Origin of the sequence: Renibacterium salmoninarum ATCC 33209 (genome assembly GCF_000018885.1) — a bacterium.
Lineage (GTDB): Bacteria > Actinomycetota > Actinomycetes > Actinomycetales > Micrococcaceae > Renibacterium > Renibacterium salmoninarum.
The window spans coordinates 1,046,143-1,071,978 of sequence record NC_010168.1 but is presented as its reverse complement, the minus strand read 5'-3'; the positions used below and the strand labels follow the sequence as shown (position 1 = coordinate 1,071,978).

Genomic DNA, 25,836 nt, shown 5'->3' with positions numbered 1-25,836 from the left:
CACATGCAACAAACCGGACGCCGATGGTTCTCGGTAATTCTTACCGCAGGCATCGTGTTGTTTTTGGCTTCGGTAGCGCTAGTCCTGCTCCGCTATCAACCCTTCGCGATTCCTAGTTCATCGATGGCCTCCACGTTGCAGATTGGTGACCGAGTGCTCGCTGACCGATGGGATACCGATGCGCAACGCGGCGATATTTTCGTGTTCAATGCAAGCTTATGGGGTGCCGGGGGCACTGAAATTAAACGAGTTTTAGGCATTGGCGGTGACAAAGTCTCTTGCAACGCCGGTGGTCCGCTGCTCGTTAATGGTGAACCGGTGCTGGAAACTTATCTTCCGCAAGGCGGTTCGGGCTCTACCGTCAGCTTCGACATCGTCGTGCCAGCAGGCCGGGTGTTTCTGCTAGGCGATAATCGAAACTCTTCGCTGGATTCACGAGCACATCTAGACCAATCCAGCGGGACAATCCCCATCGCCAGCATTCAAGCAAAATACTCCGCCACGATCTACCCGGCAGCACATGCTTCGATCTTTCCAACGAACGGATTCATCAAAGTATTGTTTGGTGGTGTAGCTGCTGGGTTGCTGCTGAGCGTCCTGGCCGGGTTCTTACTCATTGGCCAATGGCTTTTAGGAAAGCTAGCTAGGAAGCAATAATCTTCGTATCTTTCAGAGATTTGATGTCCAGTTTCATGAGCGCTTGATCCATCTGGACCTTAGTTGCGGAAAATACCGGAAACCAGATCGGTAACCAGCTGGGAATCGTGTCCGGGTTCAAGGTGATCGTGACCGGTATGCCCAGCAAACTGATCGTCGCCACAAGTTTGGTTACGTACACTTCCATGTTCTCGCCAGTGATGTCGCTGCTAAACGATAGATGTGGGCCGGCATCCGCCGTATCAATGGTGTAGGGATCACCGTGCACCCAGGATCCACCAAGCACTAGTACCCGAAGCGGGCCACTAGTCGTGCTGATCGTCTTAGACCCCTTGATGATGAAATTATTAGCGTCGAACTTGTCAATGGTGACTTTCACCTGAGTTGGATTAACAACTTCTGCCAGCGCGCCTGGGTCAGCCATTTGCGGTGCCGGTACGCGATCATTGTCATCATATTTCGAGCTGGCTACTGGCTTATCGGCTGAAGTCGACGGCGGCTGCGCCGGCGTTGCCGGGCTAGGATTTTGGCCCGGCACGCTCGGCAGTGGGGTCGGATTTTGGCTCGGGGTGGGCTTTGTTGAGGGGGTTGGCGATGACGTAGGTCTGGCTGGGCTTGTCAGCGTGGGGCGCGGAGTAAGTGGAGGAGTAGGGGTGGGAGATGGCTTGACCGGGCAGAATATCCAAAGCCAGCACCCGTCGTCTGCTTGCTGGGTTACCGCCGGCGCACCTGCGGAGGCAACCCCGGCTGGAACAGCGACGGCCCACATCATCGCCGTGGCAATCACCATTGGCAGCACCACGGACTTCATGCTTGCTCGGGTAGTAAATTCTTTGAGCTCCTGAATACTGATCGGTTGCGTCGTTCCGGTGCCTGCCGATTAATCTTCGATGTCCACTCGATCAGCTATTTCAGCAGCCGGTATCGGTTTTGCCGACCGCCGGAAAGCAGTACTTGCCCGACGTCGAGCAGACTGTCGCCGCCCCTCAGGAGTATTGGCTCCGGGCTGCCAGCCAAAGCACATGCTGGCACCGATCAGACCGAATATCATCCCGAAGCCAAAGCCACCCAAGTTCGAGGTAACAAAGGAAATAATGGCGCAAACCGCTGCGACGATCGCAATAAACATCCGTTGCTGCGGCGCGAACCACATGAACAACCCTGCGATGCCGATAATGAATCCGAGCGAAACGCCGGAAATCGAGGCGATGCCAACGGCCAGCATGATCGGCAATGGCGCTAGCGGAATAGCAATAATAATTGCACCGCTTATGAGCAGAAAGATCCCACCCCAGAACGGACGTGAGCGGCGCCATTTTCGGAATCCGTGCCGGAGGCCGGGGAAGGGCAGTACTCGATCAAACCATTCGCTGACTTGGCTTCTAGCATCTCTCACTTTGGAACTCATCGAACTCATCGGCATTCTGCTGGCCTTTCGAAAATCTAGAAAGCGAAAAGCCGGATCAGTAACACTCGACCTTGCCCTGATTCATCTGAACCTGCATGTCAGAAATTTTCATCGATCCACCGGCTGCTTGCCATGCGGTACCTTTCAAACCGGTCGCGTTCAGGCTGCTGGACTGAAACCCGAAGACGCCGGCGGGCCCCTTGAAGCCGGGAGTGGCACTAAGCGTCGAAGCATCGATCCCGGCCTGCATGCCATTGATTACACCGTCGCCAGTTAACAGACTGTCCGCATCAGCAGTTAGGTTAGTTGCGGTGATCGGTTGGTCCGGATTCGCGATGAATTTCAGCGAGATGGTGCCAAAAACTGGCACGTCCAGCACCGAAGAAGCGCAAATTCCATGCACCAGTGCGGTCTGAATTCCAGCAAGCATCACTGGCTTATCAGACGATGTGGTGCTCGTAGCAGTGCCCAAAAATGCTGAGACGTTTGAAGCCTCCACATCGCCAGTGGTGAATTTCAGACTATTACCGGATACGCCGAAAGAAGCAGCGATTGCGCCTTGCGCCATTCCGACGCCGAGTACTCCCACGACGACCAACGACGGTGCGAAGAGCAGCACAGCCTTGCGCCACCGAGTCCGTCCGCCACGCCGAACACTTGATTGCCCAGACTGCACGTTAAGCGCCATCGGTTCCTCCTTGAACCTGAGGACAGTGAGCAAGCTCACGGTCCAGACTGTTATGAAACATAGATACACGTTGTGTAGCTCAGTATCATTTGCTCAAGCGCCATTGGCAAGACTATCCGCAGAACTATCTGAAAAATCAGCGGCCTTAGCACCTTAGTCTGGCAAGATTCCGGTAACGTTGCGAAGATAATGAATGATGCTACCAACGACCAAAGCTTGGATCTCGCCGCAATGCCAGATTCATATCTTTCTGATGCTCAAGATCCAGTCGGACTGAGAATTCTTGCCGCTGCCGAAGCTCAGTTCCGCGACCTCGGCATCCGGCGTTCAAGTATGGAAGATATTGCGCAGCGGGCCGGAGTCTCACGAATCACCGTCTACCGCCGATTCGAAAACAAAGAACGCTTAGTGGAACATGTTTTCCTGCACGAGGCCGGCGTGTTGATGGAACATTACTTACACTCAGTGAGGAGCGTCGACACTCTCGAGGGTAGATTAGCGGAAGGCTTCGCCGCTACCCTCACCGCAGTGCACCGCCATCCGCTATTGAAGACGTTCCTGGTAACAGAACCCGAGCGGGTAAGGGCGCTCTTTGCCGCCTCCAACGATAATCCGATGTTCACTTTCCTGGTCAACGCGCTGCGCTATGAACAAGAGAACGGCGCCATCGCGCCTGACGTGGATATCGAGATCATGGCCGAGTTGTATTCGCGCATCACAGTTTCGTTCTTCATCACCCCAGTCAGCAAAATTGACCTCGAAAACGAAGATGAAATCCGCGCTTTTGCGCTGCGCTATCTCGTACCAATGCTGGGAATTGGCCGGGTGTAACTTCGGTAATTCCTCGAATTCGAGCCAAGTCGTTGACAACTCGTCAGCATAGATCTAACTTTACTGGAAGTAAATTACCGGACGGTAACTTACTAAGGTTCACCCCGGACAGTTTCGTTGGATTTCATTGCTCAAAGAGGTGCAGAAATGTCAGACACAGCTAAAAGTGCCAGTAATCGCGAGGCCAGACTCACCGCAAAACGCGAAGAAAACCAACAACAGCCGTTGGCCGATTGGGGATTTTTCGGTCCGGAATCGGTTGGCTATCAAGTTTGGCTATACCCTACCTCGGTATCCCTAGGTTTCCTTCGAGCGGTATCGGTAGAGTTCCTCGATCCGCACCTGACAGCGGCCGTGATGCAGACTGACCAAGTGCGCCAACGGACTCAACTCCGTTATGACCGCACGCTGCAGTACTTTGCCGCCGTGCTGTATGCCGACGCGGAGACCGTGTTGAAGTATTCGGATATGTTGATGAAGATCCATTCCCGAGCTCACGGTCATGACCCGGTCACTGGCAAGACGTTCGACGCGAACAATCCGGACTCGCAACTCTGGATTCATATGACCGCTTGGCACTCGATTCTTAAGATGTATGAGAAGTTTGGGCCCGGCAAGCTAAGCCGGCAAGACGAAGTGAAGTACTGGGAAGACTGCGCTAAAGCCGCCGAGTTCCAGACCATGGATCCAGACAAAGTACCTCGGTCTCGGGAGGCTGTTCGAGCATATTTCAGGGACTGGCGCCCGCGTAACACCGCAACCGAGGGTGGTCAGCAACACTACGATTTCTTAGTCAACGGCATTGGGAACATCTCTTCGCAATACGACGACCCGAAACGTCGATTTGCTGGAAAGATCCTCAATTTCGTTACCTCTCGCGCGATTCTTTCAACGCTGCCAGAATGGGCCAACACCATGGGTGGCCAGCGCGTCACCGCCTTTGATCAGGCGTTCATGACGGTGTTTGGCAATTTTTCGGTGCGGTTCGCACACAAGTTCCTCAGTGATAAACCCAAACTAGTCATGAAGGTCGTCGCGGATATTTCTCCATTGTCTTACCCGATCCTGGATCCAATCTTCATGAAGCAGCAACCGCTCGAAGATAAGGTCTACGACATCGCTGAAGCCCGGGAAAAGTTCGGCCACACCGTCTCACCGATCGAGCAGTTTGCGGCCTATCAAGAAGCACGCGCACAAGGTAAAGGGCCAAAGCCGTACATACCCCGTCACCATGACGCGATTCTAAGTTTCGACTAATCACGGGTTCGCGGAGGCTACCTTCGAGAGGCAGCCTCCGCGTCGAAAACGCGCTGTGACTGGGCCACTTCGGGTAGATATGCCTCCGACCAATCCGTAAGGGCAGTGAAAATTGGGCTCAGCGTATGTGCTAGCTCAGTAGCTTCGTACTCAACACGTGGTGGTACTTCAGCGTGATACGTTCGCTTGACCAATCCGTTGCGCTCCAATTGACGCAATCGCTCGGTAAGGATCTTAGGCGTAATTGCCTGCAGCTGAGCGCTCAATTCCGTGAATCTCAATCGACCCTTTTGGGTCAGCACCCACAAGACGTGCGAGGTCCAACGCCCAAAGATCAAACCAACCGCGGGGGCAATCGGACAAGGATCAATGCCCTGCAGGTCTTGACTAGACTTTGACATCGACGCCCCGCAGAATTTTTCGTATCTCACTCCGATACGCCCAGGCATTCATCGCTAGAATCCCGCTAAAAATTGCCCATTGCGGGCCCTTATTGTTTGCTGGCCGATCGCCGTCTGCGTCGAGCATCTTGGCACCCGGGTAAAGCAACGCTGACGCTTGGGTGAGCCAATAAAGTGAAGCCGACGCGGCAGCAACTTCTAATCGGCCCCGAGAAAAATCGCCCCTCTTCCAGAGCGCCAACAACGCAGCTGCACCAAGGGCGGCCCCGGTACCCATGGTTTGCCCATTGTGGAATTTTGCATGTGGAGTCCACTCAGGGTTGAAAACATGCGTCCGGTTAAAGTCAGCTAGATAGGGCGAAACCATGGTCACCACCGATGTCAGGGTCAAAATTGCTTTTCCGAAGCTAAGCTTTCCGCCACCGAGATGTGTTTTAGTGCCAATTACTGTGCGTGCTGAGTTGTTCACGAGTGGAGACCTCCCTTGGGTATCGAACGCCAAAGGCGCGCTTACCCCTCAGGATAGTTTCCTAAAGAAACTAGTTAACAAATAGATAGTGCCGTTATTCGTCATCTTTTTCACTATTTTGCCGAATTCAACGTTCCTCAGGCATATCCGCAGCTTTCCCGCAGGAACCGCTCATAGTTTCGAACTCGGCCCGGCAACTCCGCACGGAACTGCCCGGATTCATTTACTTACTACCCGTCCAAACAACTTTGCCGCTGGCAACTTGGCAGGCAACGATGCTCGCCAAGCGTTGGAATCAATTTGAAAGGATTGCACTGTGAAAAGTGTTATCAAATCTACGGTCATCTCATTAGCTGTTGCTTCGCTCGCCTTTGCGGGCACGAGTGCGGCCCCGGCAGCTTCTGGAAGCTTCACGCCAAGAATTATCGGCGGCAGCCAGGCTCCGAATACGCCGTGGGAAGTTCAGCTAGTGTTCGTCCAAGATGGCACCAGCTATGGTTGCACGGGCGAGGCCATTTCCTCAGAGTGGGTTTTAACCGCGAAGCACTGCGTCGACGGCATTTCCTCCATGAAAGTCTACTATTCGAACAGCACGTCCAACCGTGGCTCCGCAATCGCAGCCGATAACGTTTATGCCTCCTCGGCTGGAGACGTTGGTCTGGTACATTTTTCCCAGTCAAAGAGCCTTTCTTCCTATCCTGCGTTGGCTGACTCTTACCAGGCGAATGAGGGCGATTCCGGACTCATCATGGGTTAGGCGGACGCGCGAACGCGGTCCGTTCAGACGGCCTGTACCAGGCTACCGTCAAGGTCTTGGGCTCCGGCCAAGATGCTTACGGTGGAAACTCAGTTCAGGTTCAAGGCGTCTCGGGAACCTCAAATCACGGTGACTCTGGCGGACCGCTGATCATCAACAACAAGATCGTTGCAGTGGATTCGCGAGGCGATCTTGACGACAAGGGATCGGATACCCACGCAACAAGCCAATACGCGAACCTGACTGACTCTCGGAGCTGGATCACTCAGACCTCTGGTCTCTAAGCCCTGCTAGATGGTCTTGGCCAGAATATCTATTGGTCAAGACCATCTTTGGATGCTGTCGCCGCGCTCAACGAGTGCCAACTTTCCGACTGCGCTTATCCCTAAGGTTTATACAGCTTCCCCTTGGTCTTCTTTTGAACCGTGATCTACTTAAAGCAAAGTGGCCCTGCTCAGCATTTCTGCTGGTCAGGGCCACTTTATACGCACTATCCGTGCAACTTTCGTTGCGGGGGCAGGATTTGAACCTGCGACCTCCGGGTTATGAGCCCGGCGAGCTACCGAACTGCTCCACCCCGCTGCGCTTTACTAACTTTACCCGCTCAGGTGCTGGGAACCAAATCGGCGGCTTTTCATTGTGAAAATGCGAATCGCAGTGCCAATATCGTGAGGATATTAGCACTGCGATTCACGCTTATTTCAGCTTAGACCGCCTGGCTACGGCGTCGGCGATCCGGTTGAGCTACCAGCCGTCGGCGGAGTCGACGGCGGAGCGCTGCCGGTGGGTGCGCCGGTGCTGCCCGGCGCAGTCACGTCGAGCTTCCCTTCGGCTGCTAGAGCTGCCGTAATCGCATCATTGAGCTTCTTCTGCGCCGTGCCATAAGCGGTGAAGTCACCCTTAGACAATGCGTCCTGGCCATCTTTGATCGCCTGGTTTGCATCCTGCAGCGACTTCGCCAAAGCAGCCTTAGCGTCCGGGTTCTCCCCCGGCGTTCCGGTGTTTCCGCCGGTGCCGCCAGTGCCCGGCGTCGTTGGCTTGTCTTTATCCCCCGTCACCGCGCCAGAGTCGCCACCGAACAGCTGATCCAGTGCAGCGCTCAGCGTCGCAGCAAAGGCAATCTTGTCACCAAAAGCAACCAAGACCTTTTGCAATGTGGGATAACTTGAACCGCCAGTGGAAGACTGCACATAGACCGGCTGCACATAGAGCAAGCCATCGCCAACGGGCAGCGTGAGCAAGTTACCATTCACCACTTGCGATTGCCCTTGCTTCAACAAGTTCAACGAACTAGAGACGCTGGGATCGGAGACGAACTTATTAAACACCTGACCAGGCCCAGGTACCTGGGTATCAGTAGGCAATGACAATAGCCTGAGCTTGCCGTACGAGTCCGACTTCACGCCCTGAGTTGAGCCAGCGTCCGCATCGGCAGCTAGATAGCCGTAAAGCACGTTACGGGTATTAGCACCAACCTGTTGCGGAATCAAGTTAGAAGTCAGCGAGAATGCCGGCGCGTTCTGCCCTGGCATCTGTAGCGACATGTAATACGGCGGCTGCTTGGTGTTATCACCGGTAGTTGGATCATTCGGGACGCTCCAAGCATTGGTGTTGTTATAGAACTCAGTCGCATTGGTGACGTGGTAACGGCCAAGTAGCTCACGCTGAACCTTGAAAAGGTCCTCCGGGTAGCGAATATGGCTCAGCAATGCGCCAGACATTTCTGAGATCGGCTTGATCGTAGCCGGGAAGATATTCTGCCAAGTCTTCAGAATCGGATCTTTGTCATCCCAGGCATAGAGGTTGACCGAGCCGTCGAAGGCATCAACCGTAGCCTTGACCGAGTTACGAATGTAGTTAATCGAGCCGGCCAACGCGCCAGAACCACTGCGCTGCGTCAGCGAGTCTGAGGTAGCCGAATCCAAGGGCTGCTGCTGCGAATAAGGGTAGGCATTCGAGGTGGTGTAGCCATCTACGATCCATTTGACCTTGCCATCGACGATTGCCGGGTAAGGATTACCATCGATAGTCAGATACGGTGCGACCTTTTGCACACGCTGTACCGGAGTGCGGTCGTAGAGGATCTGTGACTTGCTATTCACGCCGTCAGAAAGCAACAGGTCAGTCGACTGGAATTTGATGGAGTACGCCAATCGGTTGAACCAATTGCCAACATCCGGGCCGCCATTACCGCTGAAAGTGTTCTTCGAGTCCGAGCTATTGTCGCCGCCTTGTGGGCGATCCAGCTCGACCGAAGCGGTACCTTCACCGGCACCGACGATCGAATAATCAGTAGTGCTCTGACCGAAGTAAATCCGCGGCTGATAAGAATTATCGTCGCCGAGCTTGCCATTGGTGGGCACACCGGACTGCATAAAGACCGGCTTGCCGTCTGCTGTTGCAGTGTTGCCGTAAGCAGCCACCACACCGTACCCGTGCGTGTAGACCAGCTTCTTGTTGTACCAAGTCTGTTGCTCGGCCGGAATGCCGCCAGAGTTCAACTCGCGAAGCGCGATCACGGTGTCTTGCGACTTGCCATCAACCGTGTACCGATCAACGTTGAGTGTCTTCTGGAAACCGTAGTAGGGCCGGTACTGCTCCAGCTGGCCAAAAGTCTGCGACATCAAGTTTGGGTCAAGCAGGCGAATATTTGCCGTCGTAGTAGCGTCTTGGCGAAGTGCACCGGGCGTCGCCGTCGTCGAAGCTTTATAAGGAATCACTTCGACGTCGTTGATGCCATAAGCAGACCGGGTCATATCAATATTGCGTTGGATATAGGGCTTCTCCACCGAAGCTTCAGAAGGGCCAACTTGGAACTGTTGGATGACCCAAGGGTAAATTCCGCCCGCCACAATTGAGGTGATAATGAGCATCGCGGCGCCGATTACTGGCAGACGCCAACGTCCGACGACGGCGGCCACGATAAATAGGATGGCAACGATGCCGGCGGCGACCGCAAGAATCGCCTTGGTCGGGATTACCGCATTGACGTCGGTGTACATGGCGCCAGAACGTAATGCGCCATTGTTCTGCAGAGTCGCAAACCGGTCCAAGAAGAAGTTGACACCGAGGATGATCAGGAACAGCGCAGCCATGACGGCAAGCTGAACGCGCGCCGCACGCGAGGTGAAGATTCCGCGTTCCTGCAAGCGAATCGCGCCATAAAGATAGTGCGTGAGCAAAGCTGCGATGCCGGAAATCAGCACCACTGCGATCAAAAAGCCGGACAAGAAGCCAAAGAACGGCAGGGTGTTCGTGTAGAACGAAATATCCATGCCGAACTGCGGATCAGTTTGGCCAAACGGAACTTGAAAAAGGAAAAGCAACACCTTTTGCCATTGACCCAGGGCTGCTGCACCAGCGAAAACACCAAAAACAATTGGCACGCCGATCATGACAACCTTGCGAACCGGTTCAAGCTGGGCCTGATAATGGTTTAGATTGTCCTGAACTTGGCTATCGGGTGCGTAGACCGGGCGGGCTCGGTACGCGATTCTGATCGAAAAATAAACCGCGATCGACATCACCAGGAACGCTGCGACGAAAATAATCGCCTTGGAAATGTTTTGCTGCCAGAAAATTCCACCAAAGCCCAGCTGGTTGAACCAGAGAACCTCGGTGTAAACATTGGCAAAAAAGACGAAGGCGATAATCGCCAACACCAAGATGATCAGGGTGGGAAGCAGTGCGCCGCGGCGGCGCCGTGGTGTCGAAGTGCTTTGTCCGGATGTCACAGTGATCCTCTGTCCTCAGTGGTAATGCTTTGTTCAAATGCTAAGCAAGTTTGCCGGGTTTCCAGTGCCCAGGCACAGGTTCCCCCAAATAGCCCACGAACGACGGTGTTTCGCAGTTCCATTTCCACTCGCTTTCTTTGTCTTTACTCTGACGCTTTCCACGTTCGCTTTGGTTAGCTCGTGGTACAGCTAGGCAACGCTGAGCTATCTTTTCCGCTGGCGATCAGGCTGACGGCGTCGTACGCGCTCTTGAGCGTGTCCACCCGCACTACTTGAAGACCTTCCGGAACATTGCCCACTACCTCATTGCAATTAACCGCAGGCGCAAGGAATACCGTTGCGCCGGCAGAGCGTGCGCCGTACATTTTCTGCACTATGCCGCCAATGGCACCAACATTTCCGGCGGCGTCAATAGTCCCGGTCCCAGCAAAATGCTTTCCACCGGTGAGATCACCTGGCGTCAGCGTGTCAATGATGCCCAGCGCAAACATCATTCCAGCACTCGGTCCGCCAACATTTTCCAAACTGATTTTCACGTCGAACGGAAAAACATATTTGTATTTGAGGACAACGCCGAGCAGATACCGACCTTCGCTATTCTTTTTCGGCTCGATACTCAGCTTCTGTGCTTGCCCCGAGCGCAAAACATCGATTGTCACTGCAGCGCCATTGCCAGCAGCGAGTTCGTCTTGGATCACAGTCAATCCGGTAATCGGCTTCCCATTGATACTTTTCAGCTGATCGCCCGGTTGGAGTTTGCCAGTAGAAGGCGATCCGTCGGCAACCGAATCAATCAGAATCTGGTCTTGATATTGAATGCCCAAATATCCCAGTGCCGCTGCCCGAGCGTTATCTTGCGAGTTGCTCATTTCCGCAGCATTTTGTGAATTAATCTGGTCTTTGGTCGCGCTGGGCGGATAAAGCAATTCGACCGGAATGACCGCTTGTTTGGGGTCTAACCACGCCCGATAAGCCTCAAATAAATTAACCGGATTCTGTGGCCCACCGTTAACGTAAACGGTGACCATATCTAGCTGCCCGCTCGCTGGGAAACTATCGTGACCACTTATAGAGATGATTTTGGACGTGTTTTCTTCGCCCAAGGTGTTGAGCGTCGGTCCAGGAGACTCCAGTACGTACGGTGCTGGCAAGACAATAACCAGGACGGCCAAGGCTAGCGCCAACACGCCTGAAACGATCATCGCTACCGAACGACCGTCCCGTGGTCGCTTAGGCGGCAGGTAGCCCGGCAACGGATAGCTCGGTGGAAACTGTGAAAATTGCGAATTCACTGCCGGATAACTGGGCAGCTGGTTATCGGGGATGTTGCTGTTGGGCACCGGATTCCCGGGGTGCGCCTGACTCAATTCGACCTCAATCCGACTCCCCGACAATTTTTACGCTGAGTGCACACTGGTGGGCGTCAAACTCCTAGCCTACGCGTTCTGCCTGTGCTGAGGCGATTGGCCGGAACAACAATTGCTCCCCCGAGCCTGTGAAATCTGCTGAGATCTTGGCCTAGAGCGAACTTAAAGCCCAGATACGCAGACAAAGAGCACCCCACGGCGGTACCTTGGCATGAAGGCCAGAGCACCGGTCTTTGGAATAGTCAGCCCAGCCGAGGATGCGCGATGAGCAACGAGCCAGCCAATAACAACGATGACGAGACGCCCCGCGACCCGCTGCAAGAAATGTTGGCGAACCTGATGGGTGGCAAGGGCCTGGAGGGTATCGATCCCGCCGAGCTAGCAAAAGCTGCCGGGCTGCCTTCCGATCCAAATGTGCTCCAGCAGATGTTCGCCCAGTTCCAGACGATGATGAATTCGCCCTCCGAAGGGCCCGTCAATTGGCAATTGGCGCACGACAATGCGCGGCAGGCGGCAGCTTGCGGCGACCCGTCCGTCTCCGAATTGCAATCACATGAAGTCGACGAGGCGTTGCGGTTAGCTGAGCTGTGGCTTGACCCGGTTACAGACCTGGCCAGCACTGGACTAATCGGTAAAGCTTGGTCGCGCGTTGAATGGGTCGAGGAAACCTTAGGAACCTGGAAGCGACTTACCGAACCAGTCGCGAATAGCGTGGCTTTGGCACTGTCCACCACGTTGCAAGAGCAAATGCCCGAAGAGATGAAGTCCATGATGGGCGGAGCCGCTTCGATGCTGCAAAACATGGGCGGCGCAATGTTCGGTATGCAATTGGGCCAGGCCGTCGGTGCGCTCGCCAAGGAAGTTGTTTCTTCCACCGACATCGGAATTCCGTTGGCGGATCTGCAGATGGCCCTACTGCCGGCTAATGTCACGGCTTTCGGCGAGGGGCTCGAGCTGCCAGAGCAAGATGTTCGGCTTTTCCTCGCATTGCGCGAAGCTGCGCATGCGCGCCTTTTCGTACAGGTGCCCTGGCTTCGAGGCCACCTTTTGGGTGCCATTGAGGCTTATGCCCGCGGGATTCACATTGACACCTCTCGGATGGAGGAGCTCGCTCGCGACTTGGACCCCTCGGACCCCGAGCGGATTCGTGAAGCTCTTTCGCAGGGCGTATTTATGCCACAGCGCACACCGGCACAGGATGCCGCTCTGACCAAGCTAGAAACGGCTTTAGCTCTGGTTGAAGGTTGGGTGGACGAACTAACTTTCGAAGCAGCGGCACAACTTCCTTCGGCAGCCGCGCTGCGTGAAACGGTTCGACGACGTCGGGCAACTGGTGGGCCGGCGGAGCACGCGTTTGGTTCGTTGGTCGGGCTGGAGTTGCGACCGCGACGCTTGCGTGAAGCCGCAGTTTTGTGGGCCGCATTGAAAGACGAGCGCGGAATTGCTGGCCGCGATGCAATCTGGAAACACCCGGATTTGTTGCCCACGGCCGAGGATTTGGATGATCCGAGCGGCTTTAGCGAGCGGCGCCAATTGGCCGAGGCTTCGGACTCAGCAGTTGATGAAGCTCTTGAGAAGCTCTTAGCTGGCGGATATGACACTCTAGAGGAGCCCTCTGAGGAGCAGGGTCCCGAGGACGGCGATGCTGGTCCGGCACTGCCTCCCGAAAAGAGTTAGTTAAGCCGATGTCCGAGGCCACGCATCTGACCACGACCAGAACGGCGTACAACACGGTTGCCGCGGACTACGAAAAACTTTTGCGTCACGAATTGGATAGCAAATTTTTAGACCGGGCGATCCTCGCCGGTTTTGCCGAATACGTTCTGACCTGTCCGGTGCTCGATATTGGTTGCGGGCCGGGACGAGTGACCGCTCATCTTCGCGCTTTAGGCGTTGATTCCAGCGGAATCGATCTGTCTCCGAGCATGATTGCGGTAGCCAAAGAACGGCATCCGAATATCCAGTTCGACGTCGGCTCGATGCTCGCCTTGGCACTGCCAGACGCATCATTAGCGGGCGTGCTGGCTTGGTATTCGATCATTCATTTGCCGCCAACCCTACTGCCAGAAGCTTTCGAGGAATTTGCTCGTGTACTGCGTCCGGGCGGCGAATTGTTACTAGCATGTCAGTCAGGGAATGAAGCCCGGCATATTGCCGATGCTTATGGGCACCAGATCGACCTCGGTGCTTTCCGTCTTCCGCCCGAAGAAATTTGCACCTTATTGGAGGCAGTAGGCTTCACTATCCGAGCCACTACGCTACGTGCTCCCGAAGACTACGAAAAGACACCACAGGCCTTTATTTTCGCGACCAAAAGATGAGGTAATTTCCCGGCTACTCGGGTGAATCCGCTTCTTGCTCTATCCCGCGTCCGATTGCAAATCCGACGCCGGCCAAGAATGCTTTAGCCTCAGCTGTCTTTGGATAGCTCTCGAGTAAAGCCCAAAAATCTTTGCTGTGCCCAGCAACAATTAAATGCGAAAGTTCGTGCAGCAGCACGTAGTCGACCACCCAGTCTGGCATCCCTCGAAGTTTGTCCGAGAGTCTGATGGTTTTCTCTGCTGGAGTTGCTGAACCCCACCGACCGTTTTGGTTGCTGACCCATCGCACCGAAGCCGGGGCCGCACGCCCGTCCAGATACCGCGCGGAAAGCATCACAGCATGCGCCATTAACGAATCATCGCTCTTGTGCTTGGGCGCTGCTCGACGACTAGTCGCCTCCAGTTTTAGCAACATTTTCTGCACCCATTCACGCTCTTGCCGACGGCTGAAACTCGCCGGAATCGCTACGACCGCGCGGCCGTCTTCCCAGAATGCGCTAACAGTTCGACGACGCCTGGCGGACCTGCGGATGATGACCGGCAATCCCTCCGAGGTGCGCAACTCGCTTTCGCCGTCCCAAACCTGCGCAGGCTTCGTTGCTTTCATCCGGCTTTTTCTACTTCCAACCGCAATAACTCGAGCACGGCATCGCCATACCGTTCCAATTTGCTCGGGCCAATGCCCACCACGGCGGATAAATCTTCCATTGAACTTGGTCGAGCCTCGGCAATCGCGACCAAGGTCGCATCTGTGAAAATCATGAAGGCTGGAAGCTGTGCCGTTCGTGCCTCTTCGAGCCGCCAGGAGCGCAGCGCTTCGAAAGTTGCTTCCTGATACGTGGCCGGGCACTCAGCACAGCGACCAATCTTCCGCTCAGCACCGCTGCTAAGCGGCTTGCCGCACACCCGACACAGCGCGGGCGGTTTCCGGGTCAACTTCGACTCAGCGCGGGCAGCAAAATTTCGCCCAGACACGGGCGCGGTTCCTTGACGGAGCCCGTCCAGGAAACGAGAGGGCTTTCGATGTGCTCTGCCGCCCGGAGTCCTCGATAACGACCAACTCAGGTTCAGGTGTTCGCGTGCCCGAGTGACACCGACATAAAAAAGCCTGCGCTCCTCGTCTACACCCTTGGCGGTATCGGCGAAGCTGATCGGCATCAGACCCTCGCTCAGGCCAACTAAAAACACCGCGTCCCACTCCAGACCCTTGGCAGAGTGCAACGAAGCCAAGGTGACGCCTTGGACGGTAGGCGCATGCTGCGAAAGTGAACGCTCTTGCAACTCGGCAACAAAATCAGTCAAAGCAAACTCTGGGCCGCCATCTACCGGGGCGCGGGCAACCGTCAGTTCATCGGCTAGCGCCACCAACGCGGCAAGGGACTCCCAGCGCTCACGGACGGCGCCGCCGCCAGCAGGTGCTTGCTCCGAATACCCCAAGCTAGTGAGCACATCACGTACTTGCTGCGGTAGCGGTGGGTTTTGGCCGTCGTCATAGCTTGTGTCAGCACGCGAGGCTGCCCGAAGAGACAGAATTGCATCGCGGACCTCTTTGCGCGCAAAGAACCGTTCGCCGCCGCGGAGCTGATAACCAATCCCCGCGGAGCTCAAGGCCTGCTCATAGGCCTCAGACTGACCGTTTGTTCGGAATAGCGCTGCGATTTGAGCTGCCTGCACGCCGGAAGTAATGAGCGCCTTAATTTTCGCCGCTACTGAAACCGCTTCTGCCTCATCGTCTGCACATTCTGTGAATGTTGGTGTTGGACCAGCCGCACGCTGAGCGATCAACTGCAATGGTTGTGCCCACGCGGCGTCAGCAACTCGACCGGCAGGCCGGCGTGCCGCCAACAGCGAGTTAGCCAGCTGCACAACCTGCGGGGTGGAACGGTAGTCTCGGACAAGTTTCACCAATTGCGCTTCCGGGTACCGTTGCCCAAACTCAAGCAAATGTTTTGAGTCAGCACCAGTGAACGAGTAGATAGTCTGGCTGGCATCACCGACTACACACAGTTCCTCACGCCCGCCCAGCCAAAGCTCAAGTAATCGCTGCTGGAGTGGCGAAACGTCCTGGTACTCGTCCACAACAAAATGCCGGTACTGCTCCCGAACCGTCGCGGCTACCCGTTGATCTTCCTGCAATATCCCTACGGTCAAAAGCAGCACGTCTTCAAAATCAATCAGATTTCGGTCGGTTTTGACGTCCTCATAAGACTGGAAAATCCTTGCCATCGTCGTGACGTCGAAGCCACCAGGAGTGCCTCGATCGGTGGCTTTCTGGGCATAGGTTTCCGGCGTAAGCATTGATACTTTGGCCCACTCAACCTCGGAGGCAAGATCTCGAACGGCAGCCCGATCCGTGCTGAGCCTTAATCGTCGTGCGGATTCCGCAATTAATGCAGCCTTGTGATCTAGCAATCCGGGCAATGCACCGCCAACCACCTGCGGCCAGAAAAACTGTAACTGCCGCAGTGCCGCGGCGTGAAAGGTCCTGGCTTGAACCGATCCAACACCTAAATCACGTAACCGAGTGCGCATCTCGGCAGCTGCCCGCGCGGTAAATGTCACGGCAAGTAGCCGTTGAGGATTATAGGAACCGCCAAGCACGCCATAGGCAATTCGGTGCGTGATTGCCCGAGTCTTACCAGTGCCGGCACCAGCAAGCACACATACTGGACCGCTCAGCGTAGTAGCTACTAGCAGCTGCTCCTCATCCAGGCCAGCCAGTACGCGCTCTTCAAGTGAATCAACCATCAGTTTTACTCAGTGGCTCCTGGATTAGCCCGCCATACCAATTTTCAATCAACGCGCGCGCAATTGACATCCGGTGCGAGATGACGATTTCGCCACTGAGTACGGCCGCTTGCAACTCGTCTCTACTGAACCAACGCGCACTGGCAACTTCGACGCCGTCGGGCTTTGCCTCAGTATCGTCAGTGATGGCATGGAACCCGAGCATCAATGACGCCGGAAACGGCCAAGGTTGTGAGCCCAAATAATCCACGGTGTGCACTCGGACGCCTACTTCTTCGCCGATTTCCCGCACCACGGCTTGCGCTAATGACTCCCCCGGCTCAACAAAGCCAGCCAAGGTAGAGAACCGATGCGGTTCCCAGGTGGCGCCGTTACCTGGCAACAACCGGTCATCACGATCCACCACCGTAACAATGATCGCCGGATCGGTGCGCGGATAGTGCTCAGAATTCTCATTCGGGCAGCGACGTACCCAACCTGCGGCTTCCAGCACTGTGACTGATCCGCATCGAGGACAGTGTGTGTGCACCCGATGCCAATTGAGAATGGCCAGCGCTTCAATAAAGTGCTGTGAACGATCAGCAGTTAAATCCATCCCAACCTGACGGAATCCGAGCCAACGGCTATTCTCAGGAGCGCCAAAAGCCTCAGCGTCAGAGAGCTCCTCAACGGATTGGTCTGCAGCCGGTAAATCCAACGCGACTAATTCAGTGCCATTTTCAGTACGGCCCAAATAAACCGCTAGCGCACCCGGTATGGCAGCGCTCGCGAGATAAATCTGGCCGTCGTGGACCAAAGTTTTGCCCTCTCGGACCAGCAAATAAGCTGTCCGCGGGTTTGCCGCAAGCCTGGCCAAAAAACCGTCTTCGATTCGCCGTTCGCTCCCTCTGTCGATTACAGAGTGCTGCCACGGCAATGCGTCCAAACGGGTCATAGTCCTACCGTACTGACTAGGCCCGACAATTCACACTCGATCAGCGACCCATAGCCGGACGTGAGCTGAAAACACGCTGTGATTTGGCCAGTTCGGACGACTCGCCGCCCCAGCTGCACAGGATCCGGATAAGCCGCCGTACGGTGGAAAGGTGAAACGTACACCTATGGAACTTGCTGCCATTGCCAGTGCGGCTGTGCCCGGCCTGAGTCCGACGGCAGTCGCCATTGAACCCGACGACGTCGTGGACTTTGATTCAGCGTTGCTCCTCGATGCCGACCGTAAGCGCTGGCGAGTTCGCGCGCCGAAACACCTTGAAGCGAGCACTCGACTCGAGACTGAACTTCTCGTATTGCGCGCCTTTAGCCCAGCGGTCCGCGCAGAACTGCCCTTTTTATTGCCAACAGTGGCCGGCACCGTTCGCGTTGGCGATTTAACCACTTTTGTTTACTCACACTTGGCTGGCCGAGCTACTCCTGTTGAAACTCTTGCCGCTGGCGGTGCCGCAGTTGCCAAAGAAATAGGCATTGCGATGGCGGCCATTCATGACCTTCCGGTAGCCATGGTGCACCAGGCAGATCTTCCTTCTTATACCGCCAACGAATTCCGCCAGCGCCGACTCAACGAGCTGGACCAGGCAGCTACCACCGGCAAGATCCCCTCTGTGCTCCTTCACCGCTGGGAGCATGCGCTGGAAGATGTGGCGCTGTGGCGCTTCAACCCGTGCGTAGTTCACGGCGATCTGCACGAAGATAATCTTCTGCTCGAAGGGTCAAGGCTGACCGCAATTACCGGCTGGACTGATTTGCGGATTGGTGACCCGGCAGATGATTTTGCGTGGCTTACGGCCATTGGCGATCAAGCATTTACCGACGCCGTTCAGGAAAGCTACTCGGCCGCTCGCCAAGAGGTACCAGACCGGCACGTTTTGCGGAGAGCAGCCCTTTCCGCTGAATTCGCACTAGCGCAATGGCTAGTCCGAGGTGTCGCCGCCGGTGATCCAGAGATGATTGCCGAAGCTGAAGATATGTTGCATTCGCTGGAACAGGACATTGCTGAGCACGGTGGTCAACCGATTAGCGTTGACGCCCCCGTTGTTGTGCCAGTCTCCACACCTGCGGTCACGATTGAAAGCACCACGGCTGAAGAGCCCACCGCTCCGACTGATTCCGCAGATGCTGCCAAAGTAGCGGTAGAACCTATCCCGGAATCAACGGTTGACACTCCATCGGACCAGCCTGAGCAATCGGCGGAGCCAGTTGCCAAATCTGCAGATAATACCGAAACCACTGCTTTGAAAGTGGTCCAGCAAAGCGCTTAGTCGGCTGTTAGGTTGCCGCCCTAGGCTTGGGAAATAATGCTTTCCAGCTCTTGCTCTCCTGCTAGGTCTAGTACGCGCTCGGTCTGATTCCGGGCGGCATAATAAAAGGCGGCCCGGACCTTCTCTACCGCAATCCCTTTGAGCCGCGCCCAACCTAGACGGTAAAGCGCCAGCTGCACTGAACGGTCGCCAAGTTCTTTACCCTTGGGTAACTGCCCAGTCTTCCAATCGACCAATTCCCATCCGCCATCGGCATCTTGGAACACGGCGTCTATTCGTCCGCGAACTACCACGCCCGCAATTTTCGTCTCAATCGGAACTTCAATTTCACTTGGCTGTTTGGCCGCCCATTCGGATGCTTCAAAATTCTCTCGAAGCTGCTCAAGCTGATAAGCATCTTCAACAAAATCATCAGCGGCGCCAGGAAACTCGCCCAAGTCAAGCTGGCCGGCGCGGCCGAAATAGCTTTCTACCCAGGCGTGGAAGGCTGTACCTTTGCGTGCCGCGAGACCTGGCTTTCGGGGAACCGGCCGCCGAATCTGGGCAACAACCGCCGCTGGATTGACGCGCAGCTCAACTAGCGTTGAAGCGGAAATATGCGTCGGTAGTTCGACGTCGATCACTTGCTTTCGCACGGTACGTTGCTCCAGAAGGCGCTTAGCTTCAATCCCCCACCGAGCACTGAGCTCGGGCAGCGAAAGCTCTGAGGGCCGTGCGGCTTGCACCCGCTGTGCCGCGGATAGCAACGCCGCCCGGCGGCTGCCCAATGGCTCTACCACTTTCTCGCCAATCTTCAGATATGGACCCGCCAAAGGATCGAATGGCCATTGCGCGCGAATTACTGCCTCACGCTCTGGATTTTCCTCTGGAAGATGCTGCTCTGCTGGCCAATGCCTAAATCCCAGACCATAGCTTGCCGCCGATTCTTGCTCCGCGACGTCCACCAGCTCAGTCAGGAAGGGTGAAATTTCCTTCGCACGTACCGAAGTGCCAGCAAACTTTGACGTGCTTACGGCCAGAAAGCTCCGGGCTCGGGTATAGGCAACATAGGCCAGTCGACGCTCTTCTTGTAGTGCATGATCTTTGACGGACTCCGTGAATTCAGCTAATTCACCAATCCAAGTTCGCTGGTCCTCCCCTTGGAGCTTCCATTCCGGCAAATCGGCTCGGTCCCCGCGTAAGGGCCAGGGCAAAGCGCGATTTCCAGTACCCCAATGATCGGCCCGATCGCTAGGAAAACTCTTCGTCGCCAACCCCGGAACATACACTTCGTCCCATTCAAGTCCCTTTGCCGCGTGCACGGTCAAAAGCTGCACCGCACCAGACTTAGGCTCTACGGGAAGCATTTCCAGTCCGCCTTCTTCACCGTCTGCGGCGGATAACCAAGCCAAGAACGCCAGCACATCAACGCGTTCAGCGCTTTGCAGGAAGGAGGACGCCGCATCTTGAAAGGCATCAAGATGATGCCGGGCGCGATGGTAGGAGATTCCGGGTTTGGCGGCGAGTTCAATGTCGAGCAGAATGGTCCGTTCTACTTCGCTAATCAAGCTGAGCAAGTCATCACCCACAAAACGGCGTAACGTTCGCAGTTCATCACGCAATGCCAGCAGGCGTTGCAGCCCCGTTGCGCTGAGCTCACGAGCGGAATCTGGCCAGTAATCAGCGTCCAAGGCATCGATTGCCTCGATCAAACTTGCAGCTTCAGCTACATCGTCAATAACTGTAGGACTTGCCTTGCGGGCTCGTTTCGCGCTGGCAACTAAAAACTTCGACCAGTCTGCCAAGGCCATCAGATCTTTGCTGCCGATTCGCCAACGCGCACCGGTCATCAATCGCATGAGTGCATCAGAGCGAGTTGGGTCTACTAGAACACGCAAGGTTGAGACCACATCAATAACCTCTGGAGTGGCCAATAGACCACTCAGACCAACGATTTCATAGTCGATATTTTGCGCTTCCAGGGCAGTTTGCAGGGCTTGAAACTGCGTTCTGCGGCGGCACAAAATCGCCACGCTGACGTCCTGGGACCGGACCGATCGCCGTGCCAAAATACGATCTGCCACAGCCTGGGCCTCTTCGTTTTCCGTGCCAAATCTGGAAAGTTCCACTTCGCCGCGCGGTGCTCCGGGCCGTGGCTGCAGCGGCGAGAGTTGCGTCGACGATTCCGCGTGCCCTTGTTCAGCTCGACGATTGAGCTCGCTAGACATTGCATTTGCGGATTCAAGAATCGACAGTGAGTTTCGCCAGGCAACGGTCAACGCCGCGGTTTCAGCTGGCTGCCCGTCCGCACGGCGAAAGATTCCGGGAAACCGGAAAAGCTGACCTGCCGATGCACCCCGGAATCCATAGATCGACTGGTGCGGATCCCCGACCGCGGTGACCGGATGACCAGCGCCGAAAAGCGCCGCGAATAAGGTCAGCTGGGCGTGCGAAGTGTCTTGAAACTCATCAAGTAGCACCACTCGGTGTTTTAGCCGTTCTTGTTCTGCCACTTCAGGCACGTTCAACGCGAGCTTGGCCGCAAGCGCCACTAAATCGCCGTAGTCCAGGGCATTCCGTTGAGACTTTGCGAGCTGGTATTGCTGAACCATTTGTGCCACATGTGCCCGGATGTCGAGCCGGTCAGCAAGCTCTAAAGCCTTGCCAGCCGGGCCACGGCCTTTTCCAGTGTTCAATGGCAGCGCTTCAAATTCATCACGTAACGCGGCTAGCCAAGTTTCAACGTCACGGGGATTTTGAAGATGTTCTGCGCATTCGGAGGCTAAGGAAATCACGGCCTGCACTAGCGTCGAGGACGCACCAGAATACCGAGACAAATCGCCGTCGTACGCCTCCACAATCTTGCTTGCCAATTGCCAACACTGCGCCTGCCCCAGCACCGTGGCATCCCGTTCTACCCCGATTCGAAGGCCATAGTCTGAAACAATCCCGCTGGCGTAGGAATGGTAAGTAGAAATTTCGGCTTCCAGAGAGTCCGGGCCCAGCACATCTGAGAGTTCCGGATTTTGCTGGCCGAGAATCCGCAGTTTGGCTCGAATTTTAGCTGCCAGTTCACCGGCAGCTTTTCGAGTGAATGTAACGCCAAGAATCTCTTCTGGCTTGGCTAATCGGTTGGCAACAAGGTGCACAACTCGATCTGCCATTGTGGTGGTCTTTCCAGATCCGGCACCGGCGATGACCAGCATCGGATCCAGGGACGCTTCGATAATCGCCCGCTGCTCGGCGGTGGGCTGCCGTGCGGTGCCGCTCAACGCCTCACTCATTGCGTAACCTGCTTTCCACGGCATAGTGGACAGACATCTGGCAATGGACAATTATTTCGGTTCGCGGAAGGGTCGTGCGCTGTGATAAAAGCCGCAGCGGACATCAGAACTGCTGCTTCCTGAACCAGCGGCGTCGCCCAATCATGCTCCGGATCCACCGGCGCCTGGAACTGCGGATCGTACTTATCCGTGCCGTCGCCTAGCTGCACCAAGGCTGCTCCGCCCACACTGGCAGTGGGAGCAATCTGTTCGAAAGCCCCATGTTTGGCCGCAACTTGATAAGCACCAAGTTGCGGATGCTGCTCCACTTGGGCTGCCGTCGGCTTGTTCTTACCCGTCTTGAGATCAACAACAATCAATGTGCCCTCGGCCGTTAATTCGAGCCGATCAACGATGCCTTTCAGCGCCGCAATCCGTGCACCAGGTACTTCAATACCAAAACCCTGTTCGACGCCGACCAGTTCATGCCCTTGCGCCGAAATGAGCCGTAAATAGCCTGCCAACTTACGCAGCATTCGTTCGGCTCGTCGAAGTTGAGCGGCGGTCTCCCAATTTTCTGGCAAGCCAAGCGCAGGCCACCGATTGGCCAATTCAGCTAACAGCTCCTCGGCATTGCCAGCAGGCAAATCCTGTGCAATCCCGTGAATTAGCGTGCCCAGGCTTCGGGCTAAGTCCAGTTGCGCTTCGCCGCCAGCAGCTTGTAGGAACCAGGACAAAGCAGACTCATGCACAGCTTCAATTTTCGACGGCGAGACCGGCACCACGGCGTCCACCGGCAAGATCGGATCAGTGGAGCTAAGCGGTGCTAAACCCCACCAGCTCGAAGGATCAGCCCCCGGTACCGCATTGCGGGCAAGCTCAGCCAGCACTCGAGCGGCTTCAGCGGCTGGCTGCTCAGCGCGATCGTCGGAATCTCGTTCGTTAGCGCCTCGTTCGTTAGCTTGACGCAACTCAGCAACCAATGCCCGCAGCGTCTTGGGCCGACGAACGTCGGTCAAAGGGCGCAGCCCATCGTTATCTTCGATCGGCCAGGGATCAACCAGGTCCAAAAATCCTGATGGTTGCTCGTCTTCAGACGAAACGCCAACGCAAATCAACCGCTCAGAGGCGCGAGAGATCGCGGTGGCAAAACTGCGCAATTCGTCATAGCGGATATCTCGCATCCGTTGTACTGCGGCTAACCTTCTAGCCGACGCTGCGCCAAGTTCCAATACTTCAACAAGATATTGGCTGCCCAATAATTCACCACGTAAGCGATTATTCGGCCAAACTCCTTCCTGCAAGCCAGCCACGATAACTACTGGCCATTGCCGGCCTGCTGCGCTGGCAGGAGTCATCACTTCAACAGCATCACCGCTTTCGGCCCGCGCGGCTAAGGTGTCCATGGGCAGTTCCTGATTGAGTAGATACTCAACGAAGGCTTCTGGGCTTGCTGCGGGCGACTGTTCAACATAGCGCTCGGCGGCTTGGAACAGCGCCATCATGGCATCCAGATCCCGATCTGCCCGCGAACCGTTAGCGTCTTCGCGTAATGCTGCCGTAGCCCACTCCGTGCTTAACCCAGTGGCATCCCAAAGGGCCCAAAGCACGGATTGTGGGTTGGCTCCGGGCTCAGTCATAGCTTGCGAGCCCGCAGCCAGGACAGTAGCCATTCTGGCAGCTGCCCGACCATCAACGCCAAGGGCAGCCAACTGCGCCGGCCTCTGTAGGCCCTCAACCAGCAGCTCATCGCTGCCACGCACGCCGCCGTTAGCGATCTCTTCGGCCCGAAGGAGTTTTCGGACTCGGCGGATCTGTACCGAGCTCAGTCCGCCTATCCTGGAGGTCAATAGGTCCACGGCAAGCTCGGCATCCAGAAGCTCTGGTGTTACCGCAACTCGGTATGCCAGCAGTAATGGCCGCACTGCGGGTTCATCACGAACTGGCGTTTCCGCTGCCGAAATTCGGACGGGGATGCCGTGTGAGACCAGGTACCGGCCAAAGGCTGCAACCTGCGCACCGGTGCGCACGATGACCGCCATATCGCGAAGCGGACGCTCGCGATCTACGTGGAAGTGCATAATTCGTTCTGCCACAAATCGACGCTGCTGCACATCAGAGCCAACGACGACGCCGGACACCACCTGCTCTGATTCTGGGCCTACAGTCGGCTCATCCGCTGGGAAATCTAGCTGGCGAGCCTTGTGCCCACCTTTGCTTTGCGCAATTCGCTCGGCAATTCTGAGCCAGGCCGCGGCCAGCGGTTGATTGAGCCGATGCGAGCTGCTGAGCACTGCCTCATTTGCACCGAGCTCATCACGGACCAAACCAACGCGGTCTGGTCTGGCACCACGAAAACCCTGGACTACGGTATCTGGGCAGGCCGTGGCCAGCATCTCTTGACCAGTACCAATTCTGCGTAATAGTCCGTGTACCGCTCGACCGGTCTCCTGCAGATCATCGACCAAGATCAGGCTGTGTCGTTCTCGTTCGCGCGCCAGCCAATCCGGGTTGGCATCGAATAGTTCGCTAGCTGCCCGGACGATGCCGGCCGGGTCATAACAACCCGGATTCTTCAATTCGATGAGATCTCGATATTCGCGATAAAGCTGGGCGGCGGCTTGCCAATCGGGTCGATTATTTTCCCTACCGAGCTCGACTAAATCGCTCGGCAACAGGCCGTTGTCGACAATACGATCAAAGAGCTGCCGTACTTCTTGCCGGAAGCCTCTGGTAAGCAACGCCTCGTGAAGTTCTTCTGGCCACTGCGGGCCCGGGGCCAGGCCCAAAGCGTGGCCAGCTAACAACTCACGAATAAACAGATCTTGTTCGGGCCCACTGATCAATTTAGGCACCCGATCTGCGTTCGGGACCAACCCCTCAGCTTGAGCCCTTCGCAAGATGTCAAAAGCATATGATGCCCAGCTGCGTGCTGGGGACGTGCTCACCGTCCGGTCTAATCGAGCACTGAGAGCATCCCGCAATCGAGCGGCTGCGACTCGGCTAGGAGCCAAAAGTAGAACTTTGGCCGGATCCACGTCATCGTGATTTACTCTGCGAACTGTTGACTCGATCAGCACCGTGGATTTCCCAGTACCGGGTGCGCCCCATATCAATAGCGGGCCGCTACCTTGTTTCCGTTCGACAATCTGAGCTTGGTCCCAACTTAGCTCGGGCGCGTCAGCAAGGCGGCTCGCTGAGGGGACGAGTCGCAGCACTGGGCTCTGCGGAAGGTTCAAGACCCCATCAAATCATCGGGTTCCGACAAAACACGTACCGCGGGCTCGAGTGAATCAGCGATTCGATCAATCTCTAGCCAAGATTGTTCATCCGGCTGCCATCGCGCCTGAACAATATCAACCCGCCAGGAGGAATCTTCACCGCTAGTTTTGCCACGTAACGGAGTCTGTTCTAGTCGATACTGTGCCAGGGCACGCTCGTCATGGCCTTCCGGCGGCCGACCACTGGCACGTAACACGCGCCACCACGGCACTTGATCACCGTAGTGAGACATGACGCTGCCTATTGGCCGAGGGCCGCCGTTGTTGATCATTTCAGCCACATCACCATATGCGAGCACTCGACCCGAGGGGATGAGAGCCGCAATTCTCAACACCGCATCGATGTACTCCGTCCGCATGGGATTTAGCCTATCCAATGCTGGCGTACGAAAACTGTCAATTCTATCGGTTAGCGTTATT

Annotated in this window: 22 protein-coding genes and 1 tRNA gene; 9 read left to right on the top strand and 14 right to left on the bottom strand. The window is 55.9% G+C overall.

From position 1 onward, the window contains the following. The first annotated feature begins 3 nt into the window (after nt 1-3). On the top strand, nt 4-657 hold the full coding sequence (lepB, locus tag RSAL33209_RS05460) for a signal peptidase I (protein ID WP_012244678.1): 654 nt from the start codon (nt 4-6) through the stop codon (nt 655-657). On the opposite strand, the gene RSAL33209_RS05455 is transcribed toward lepB, so the two are convergent. Continuing rightward, nucleotides 644-1,081, bottom strand: coding sequence for a hypothetical protein (locus tag RSAL33209_RS05455; protein ID WP_041684502.1), 438 nt, complete (start codon nt 1,079-1,081; stop codon nt 644-646). The two genes, lepB and RSAL33209_RS05455, sit on opposite strands and share 14 nt — an antisense overlap. A 22-nt stretch (nt 1,082-1,103) precedes the next feature. Here RSAL33209_RS05455 and RSAL33209_RS05450 point away from each other — a divergent pair, with 22 nt between their 5' ends. Continuing rightward, nucleotides 1,104-1,502, top strand: a complete 399-nt coding sequence (locus RSAL33209_RS05450; RefSeq protein ID WP_012244677.1) for a hypothetical protein — start codon at nt 1,104-1,106, stop codon at nt 1,500-1,502. 35 nt (nt 1,503-1,537) lie between these two features. On the opposite strand, the gene RSAL33209_RS05445 is transcribed toward RSAL33209_RS05450, so the two are convergent. Then, nucleotides 1,538-2,065, bottom strand: coding sequence for a DUF6114 domain-containing protein (locus RSAL33209_RS05445; RefSeq protein ID WP_145962160.1), 528 nt, complete (start codon nt 2,063-2,065; stop codon nt 1,538-1,540). A 55-nt stretch (nt 2,066-2,120) separates the two neighbouring features. Continuing rightward, nucleotides 2,121-2,753 carry a DUF6230 family protein gene (locus RSAL33209_RS05440; protein WP_145962044.1) on the bottom strand — a complete coding sequence of 211 codons (633 nt, stop codon included), beginning with the start codon at nt 2,751-2,753 and terminating at the stop codon, nt 2,121-2,123. A gap of 216 nt (nt 2,754-2,969) precedes the next feature. On the opposite strand from RSAL33209_RS05440, the gene RSAL33209_RS05435 reads away from it, so the two are divergent. Continuing rightward, entirely contained in the window at nt 2,970-3,584 is a 615-nt protein-coding gene (locus tag RSAL33209_RS05435) for a TetR/AcrR family transcriptional regulator (RefSeq protein WP_158539294.1), read from the top strand. Nucleotides 3,585-3,731: 147 nt separating this feature from the next. Next, complete coding sequence (locus RSAL33209_RS05430) at nt 3,732-4,841, top strand: oxygenase MpaB family protein (protein ID WP_049758843.1); 1,110 nt, start codon at nt 3,732-3,734, stop codon at nt 4,839-4,841. Nucleotides 4,842-4,858: 17 nt separating this feature from the next. Here RSAL33209_RS05430 and RSAL33209_RS05425 read toward each other — a convergent pair whose 3' ends face one another. Both RSAL33209_RS05425 and RSAL33209_RS05420 read right to left on the bottom strand, forming a co-directional pair. Beyond that, complete coding sequence (locus RSAL33209_RS05425) at nt 4,859-5,242, bottom strand: winged helix-turn-helix transcriptional regulator (RefSeq protein ID WP_012244672.1); 384 nt, start codon at nt 5,240-5,242, stop codon at nt 4,859-4,861. Beyond that, nucleotides 5,229-5,711 carry a DUF6640 family protein gene (locus RSAL33209_RS05420; RefSeq protein ID WP_199533202.1) on the bottom strand — a complete coding sequence of 161 codons (483 nt, stop codon included), beginning with the start codon at nt 5,709-5,711 and terminating at the stop codon, nt 5,229-5,231. Before RSAL33209_RS05420 ends, RSAL33209_RS05425 begins: the two co-directional genes overlap by 14 nt. Nucleotides 5,712-6,027: 316 nt before the next feature. On the opposite strand from RSAL33209_RS05420, the gene RSAL33209_RS19160 reads away from it, so the two are divergent. Further along, a complete protein-coding gene (locus tag RSAL33209_RS19160) occupies nt 6,028-6,468 on the top strand; it encodes a trypsin-like serine protease (protein ID WP_012244669.1) in 441 nt (146 codons plus the stop codon). A 56-nt stretch (nt 6,469-6,524) separates the two neighbouring features. Continuing rightward, nucleotides 6,525-6,752 (top strand): trypsin-like serine protease, encoded by a 228-nt coding sequence (locus RSAL33209_RS19155; protein WP_012244668.1) that lies wholly within the window; start codon nt 6,525-6,527, stop codon nt 6,750-6,752. A gap of 224 nt (nt 6,753-6,976) precedes the next feature. Here RSAL33209_RS19155 and RSAL33209_RS05400 read toward each other — a convergent pair. The 3 genes from RSAL33209_RS05400 to RSAL33209_RS05390 all read right to left on the bottom strand — a co-directional run bounded on the left by RSAL33209_RS05400 (nt 6,977) and on the right by RSAL33209_RS05390 (nt 11,542). Beyond that, nucleotides 6,977-7,050 (bottom strand) — tRNA-Met (locus tag RSAL33209_RS05400). A 137-nt stretch (nt 7,051-7,187) separates the two neighbouring features. Continuing rightward, nucleotides 7,188-10,202, bottom strand: a complete 3,015-nt coding sequence (locus RSAL33209_RS05395; RefSeq protein ID WP_012244667.1) for a UPF0182 family membrane protein — start codon at nt 10,200-10,202, stop codon at nt 7,188-7,190. 173 nt (nt 10,203-10,375) lie between these two features. Then, complete coding sequence (locus tag RSAL33209_RS05390; protein ID WP_233494279.1) at nt 10,376-11,542, bottom strand: YlbL family protein; 1,167 nt, start codon at nt 11,540-11,542, stop codon at nt 10,376-10,378. A gap of 291 nt (nt 11,543-11,833) precedes the next feature. On the opposite strand from RSAL33209_RS05390, the gene RSAL33209_RS05385 reads away from it, so the two are divergent. Next, a complete protein-coding gene (locus RSAL33209_RS05385) occupies nt 11,834-13,246 on the top strand; it encodes a zinc-dependent metalloprotease (protein ID WP_012244665.1) in 1,413 nt (470 codons plus the stop codon). Between the two features lie 8 nt (nt 13,247-13,254). Beyond that, nucleotides 13,255-13,890 carry a class I SAM-dependent methyltransferase gene (locus RSAL33209_RS05380; RefSeq protein WP_012244664.1) on the top strand — a complete coding sequence of 212 codons (636 nt, stop codon included), beginning with the start codon at nt 13,255-13,257 and terminating at the stop codon, nt 13,888-13,890. 13 nt (nt 13,891-13,903) lie between these two features. Here RSAL33209_RS05380 and RSAL33209_RS05375 read toward each other — a convergent pair whose 3' ends face one another. From RSAL33209_RS05375 to nudC, 3 genes are read right to left on the bottom strand one after another with little or no spacing between them, the layout of a single operon-like run. Continuing rightward, a complete protein-coding gene (locus RSAL33209_RS05375; RefSeq protein ID WP_012244663.1) occupies nt 13,904-14,497 on the bottom strand; it encodes a M48 metallopeptidase family protein in 594 nt (197 codons plus the stop codon). Beyond that, the gene (locus RSAL33209_RS05370; protein WP_012244662.1) at nt 14,494-16,638 is read right to left on the bottom strand and encodes an ATP-dependent DNA helicase UvrD2; all 2,145 of its coding nucleotides are present in this window, start codon (nt 16,636-16,638) and stop codon (nt 14,494-14,496) included. The genes RSAL33209_RS05375 and RSAL33209_RS05370 overlap by 4 nt, the downstream gene beginning before the upstream one ends. Then, nucleotides 16,631-17,572: an NAD(+) diphosphatase gene (gene nudC / locus RSAL33209_RS05365; RefSeq protein ID WP_012244661.1), complete on the bottom strand. Its 942-nt coding sequence runs from the start codon at nt 17,570-17,572 to the stop codon at nt 16,631-16,633. The genes RSAL33209_RS05370 and nudC overlap by 8 nt, the downstream gene beginning before the upstream one ends. Before the next feature lie 151 nt (nt 17,573-17,723). On the opposite strand from nudC, the gene RSAL33209_RS05360 reads away from it, so the two are divergent. Next, complete coding sequence (locus RSAL33209_RS05360) at nt 17,724-18,893, top strand: macrolide 2'-phosphotransferase (RefSeq protein WP_012244660.1); 1,170 nt, start codon at nt 17,724-17,726, stop codon at nt 18,891-18,893. Between the two features lie 20 nt (nt 18,894-18,913). On the opposite strand, the gene RSAL33209_RS05355 is transcribed toward RSAL33209_RS05360, so the two are convergent. Genes RSAL33209_RS05355 through RSAL33209_RS05345 form a run of 3 tightly spaced genes read right to left on the bottom strand, consistent with a single transcriptional unit; the run spans nt 18,914 to nt 25,775 of the window. Next, complete coding sequence (locus RSAL33209_RS05355; RefSeq protein ID WP_012244659.1) at nt 18,914-22,156, bottom strand: ATP-dependent helicase; 3,243 nt, start codon at nt 22,154-22,156, stop codon at nt 18,914-18,916. Continuing rightward, the gene (locus tag RSAL33209_RS05350; protein WP_012244658.1) at nt 22,153-25,374 is read right to left on the bottom strand and encodes an ATP-dependent helicase; all 3,222 of its coding nucleotides are present in this window, start codon (nt 25,372-25,374) and stop codon (nt 22,153-22,155) included. The genes RSAL33209_RS05355 and RSAL33209_RS05350 overlap by 4 nt, the downstream gene beginning before the upstream one ends. After that, nucleotides 25,371-25,775: an MGMT family protein gene (locus RSAL33209_RS05345; protein ID WP_012244657.1), complete on the bottom strand. Its 405-nt coding sequence runs from the start codon at nt 25,773-25,775 to the stop codon at nt 25,371-25,373. Before RSAL33209_RS05345 ends, RSAL33209_RS05350 begins: the two co-directional genes overlap by 4 nt. Between the last annotated feature and the right edge of the window lie 61 nt (nt 25,776-25,836).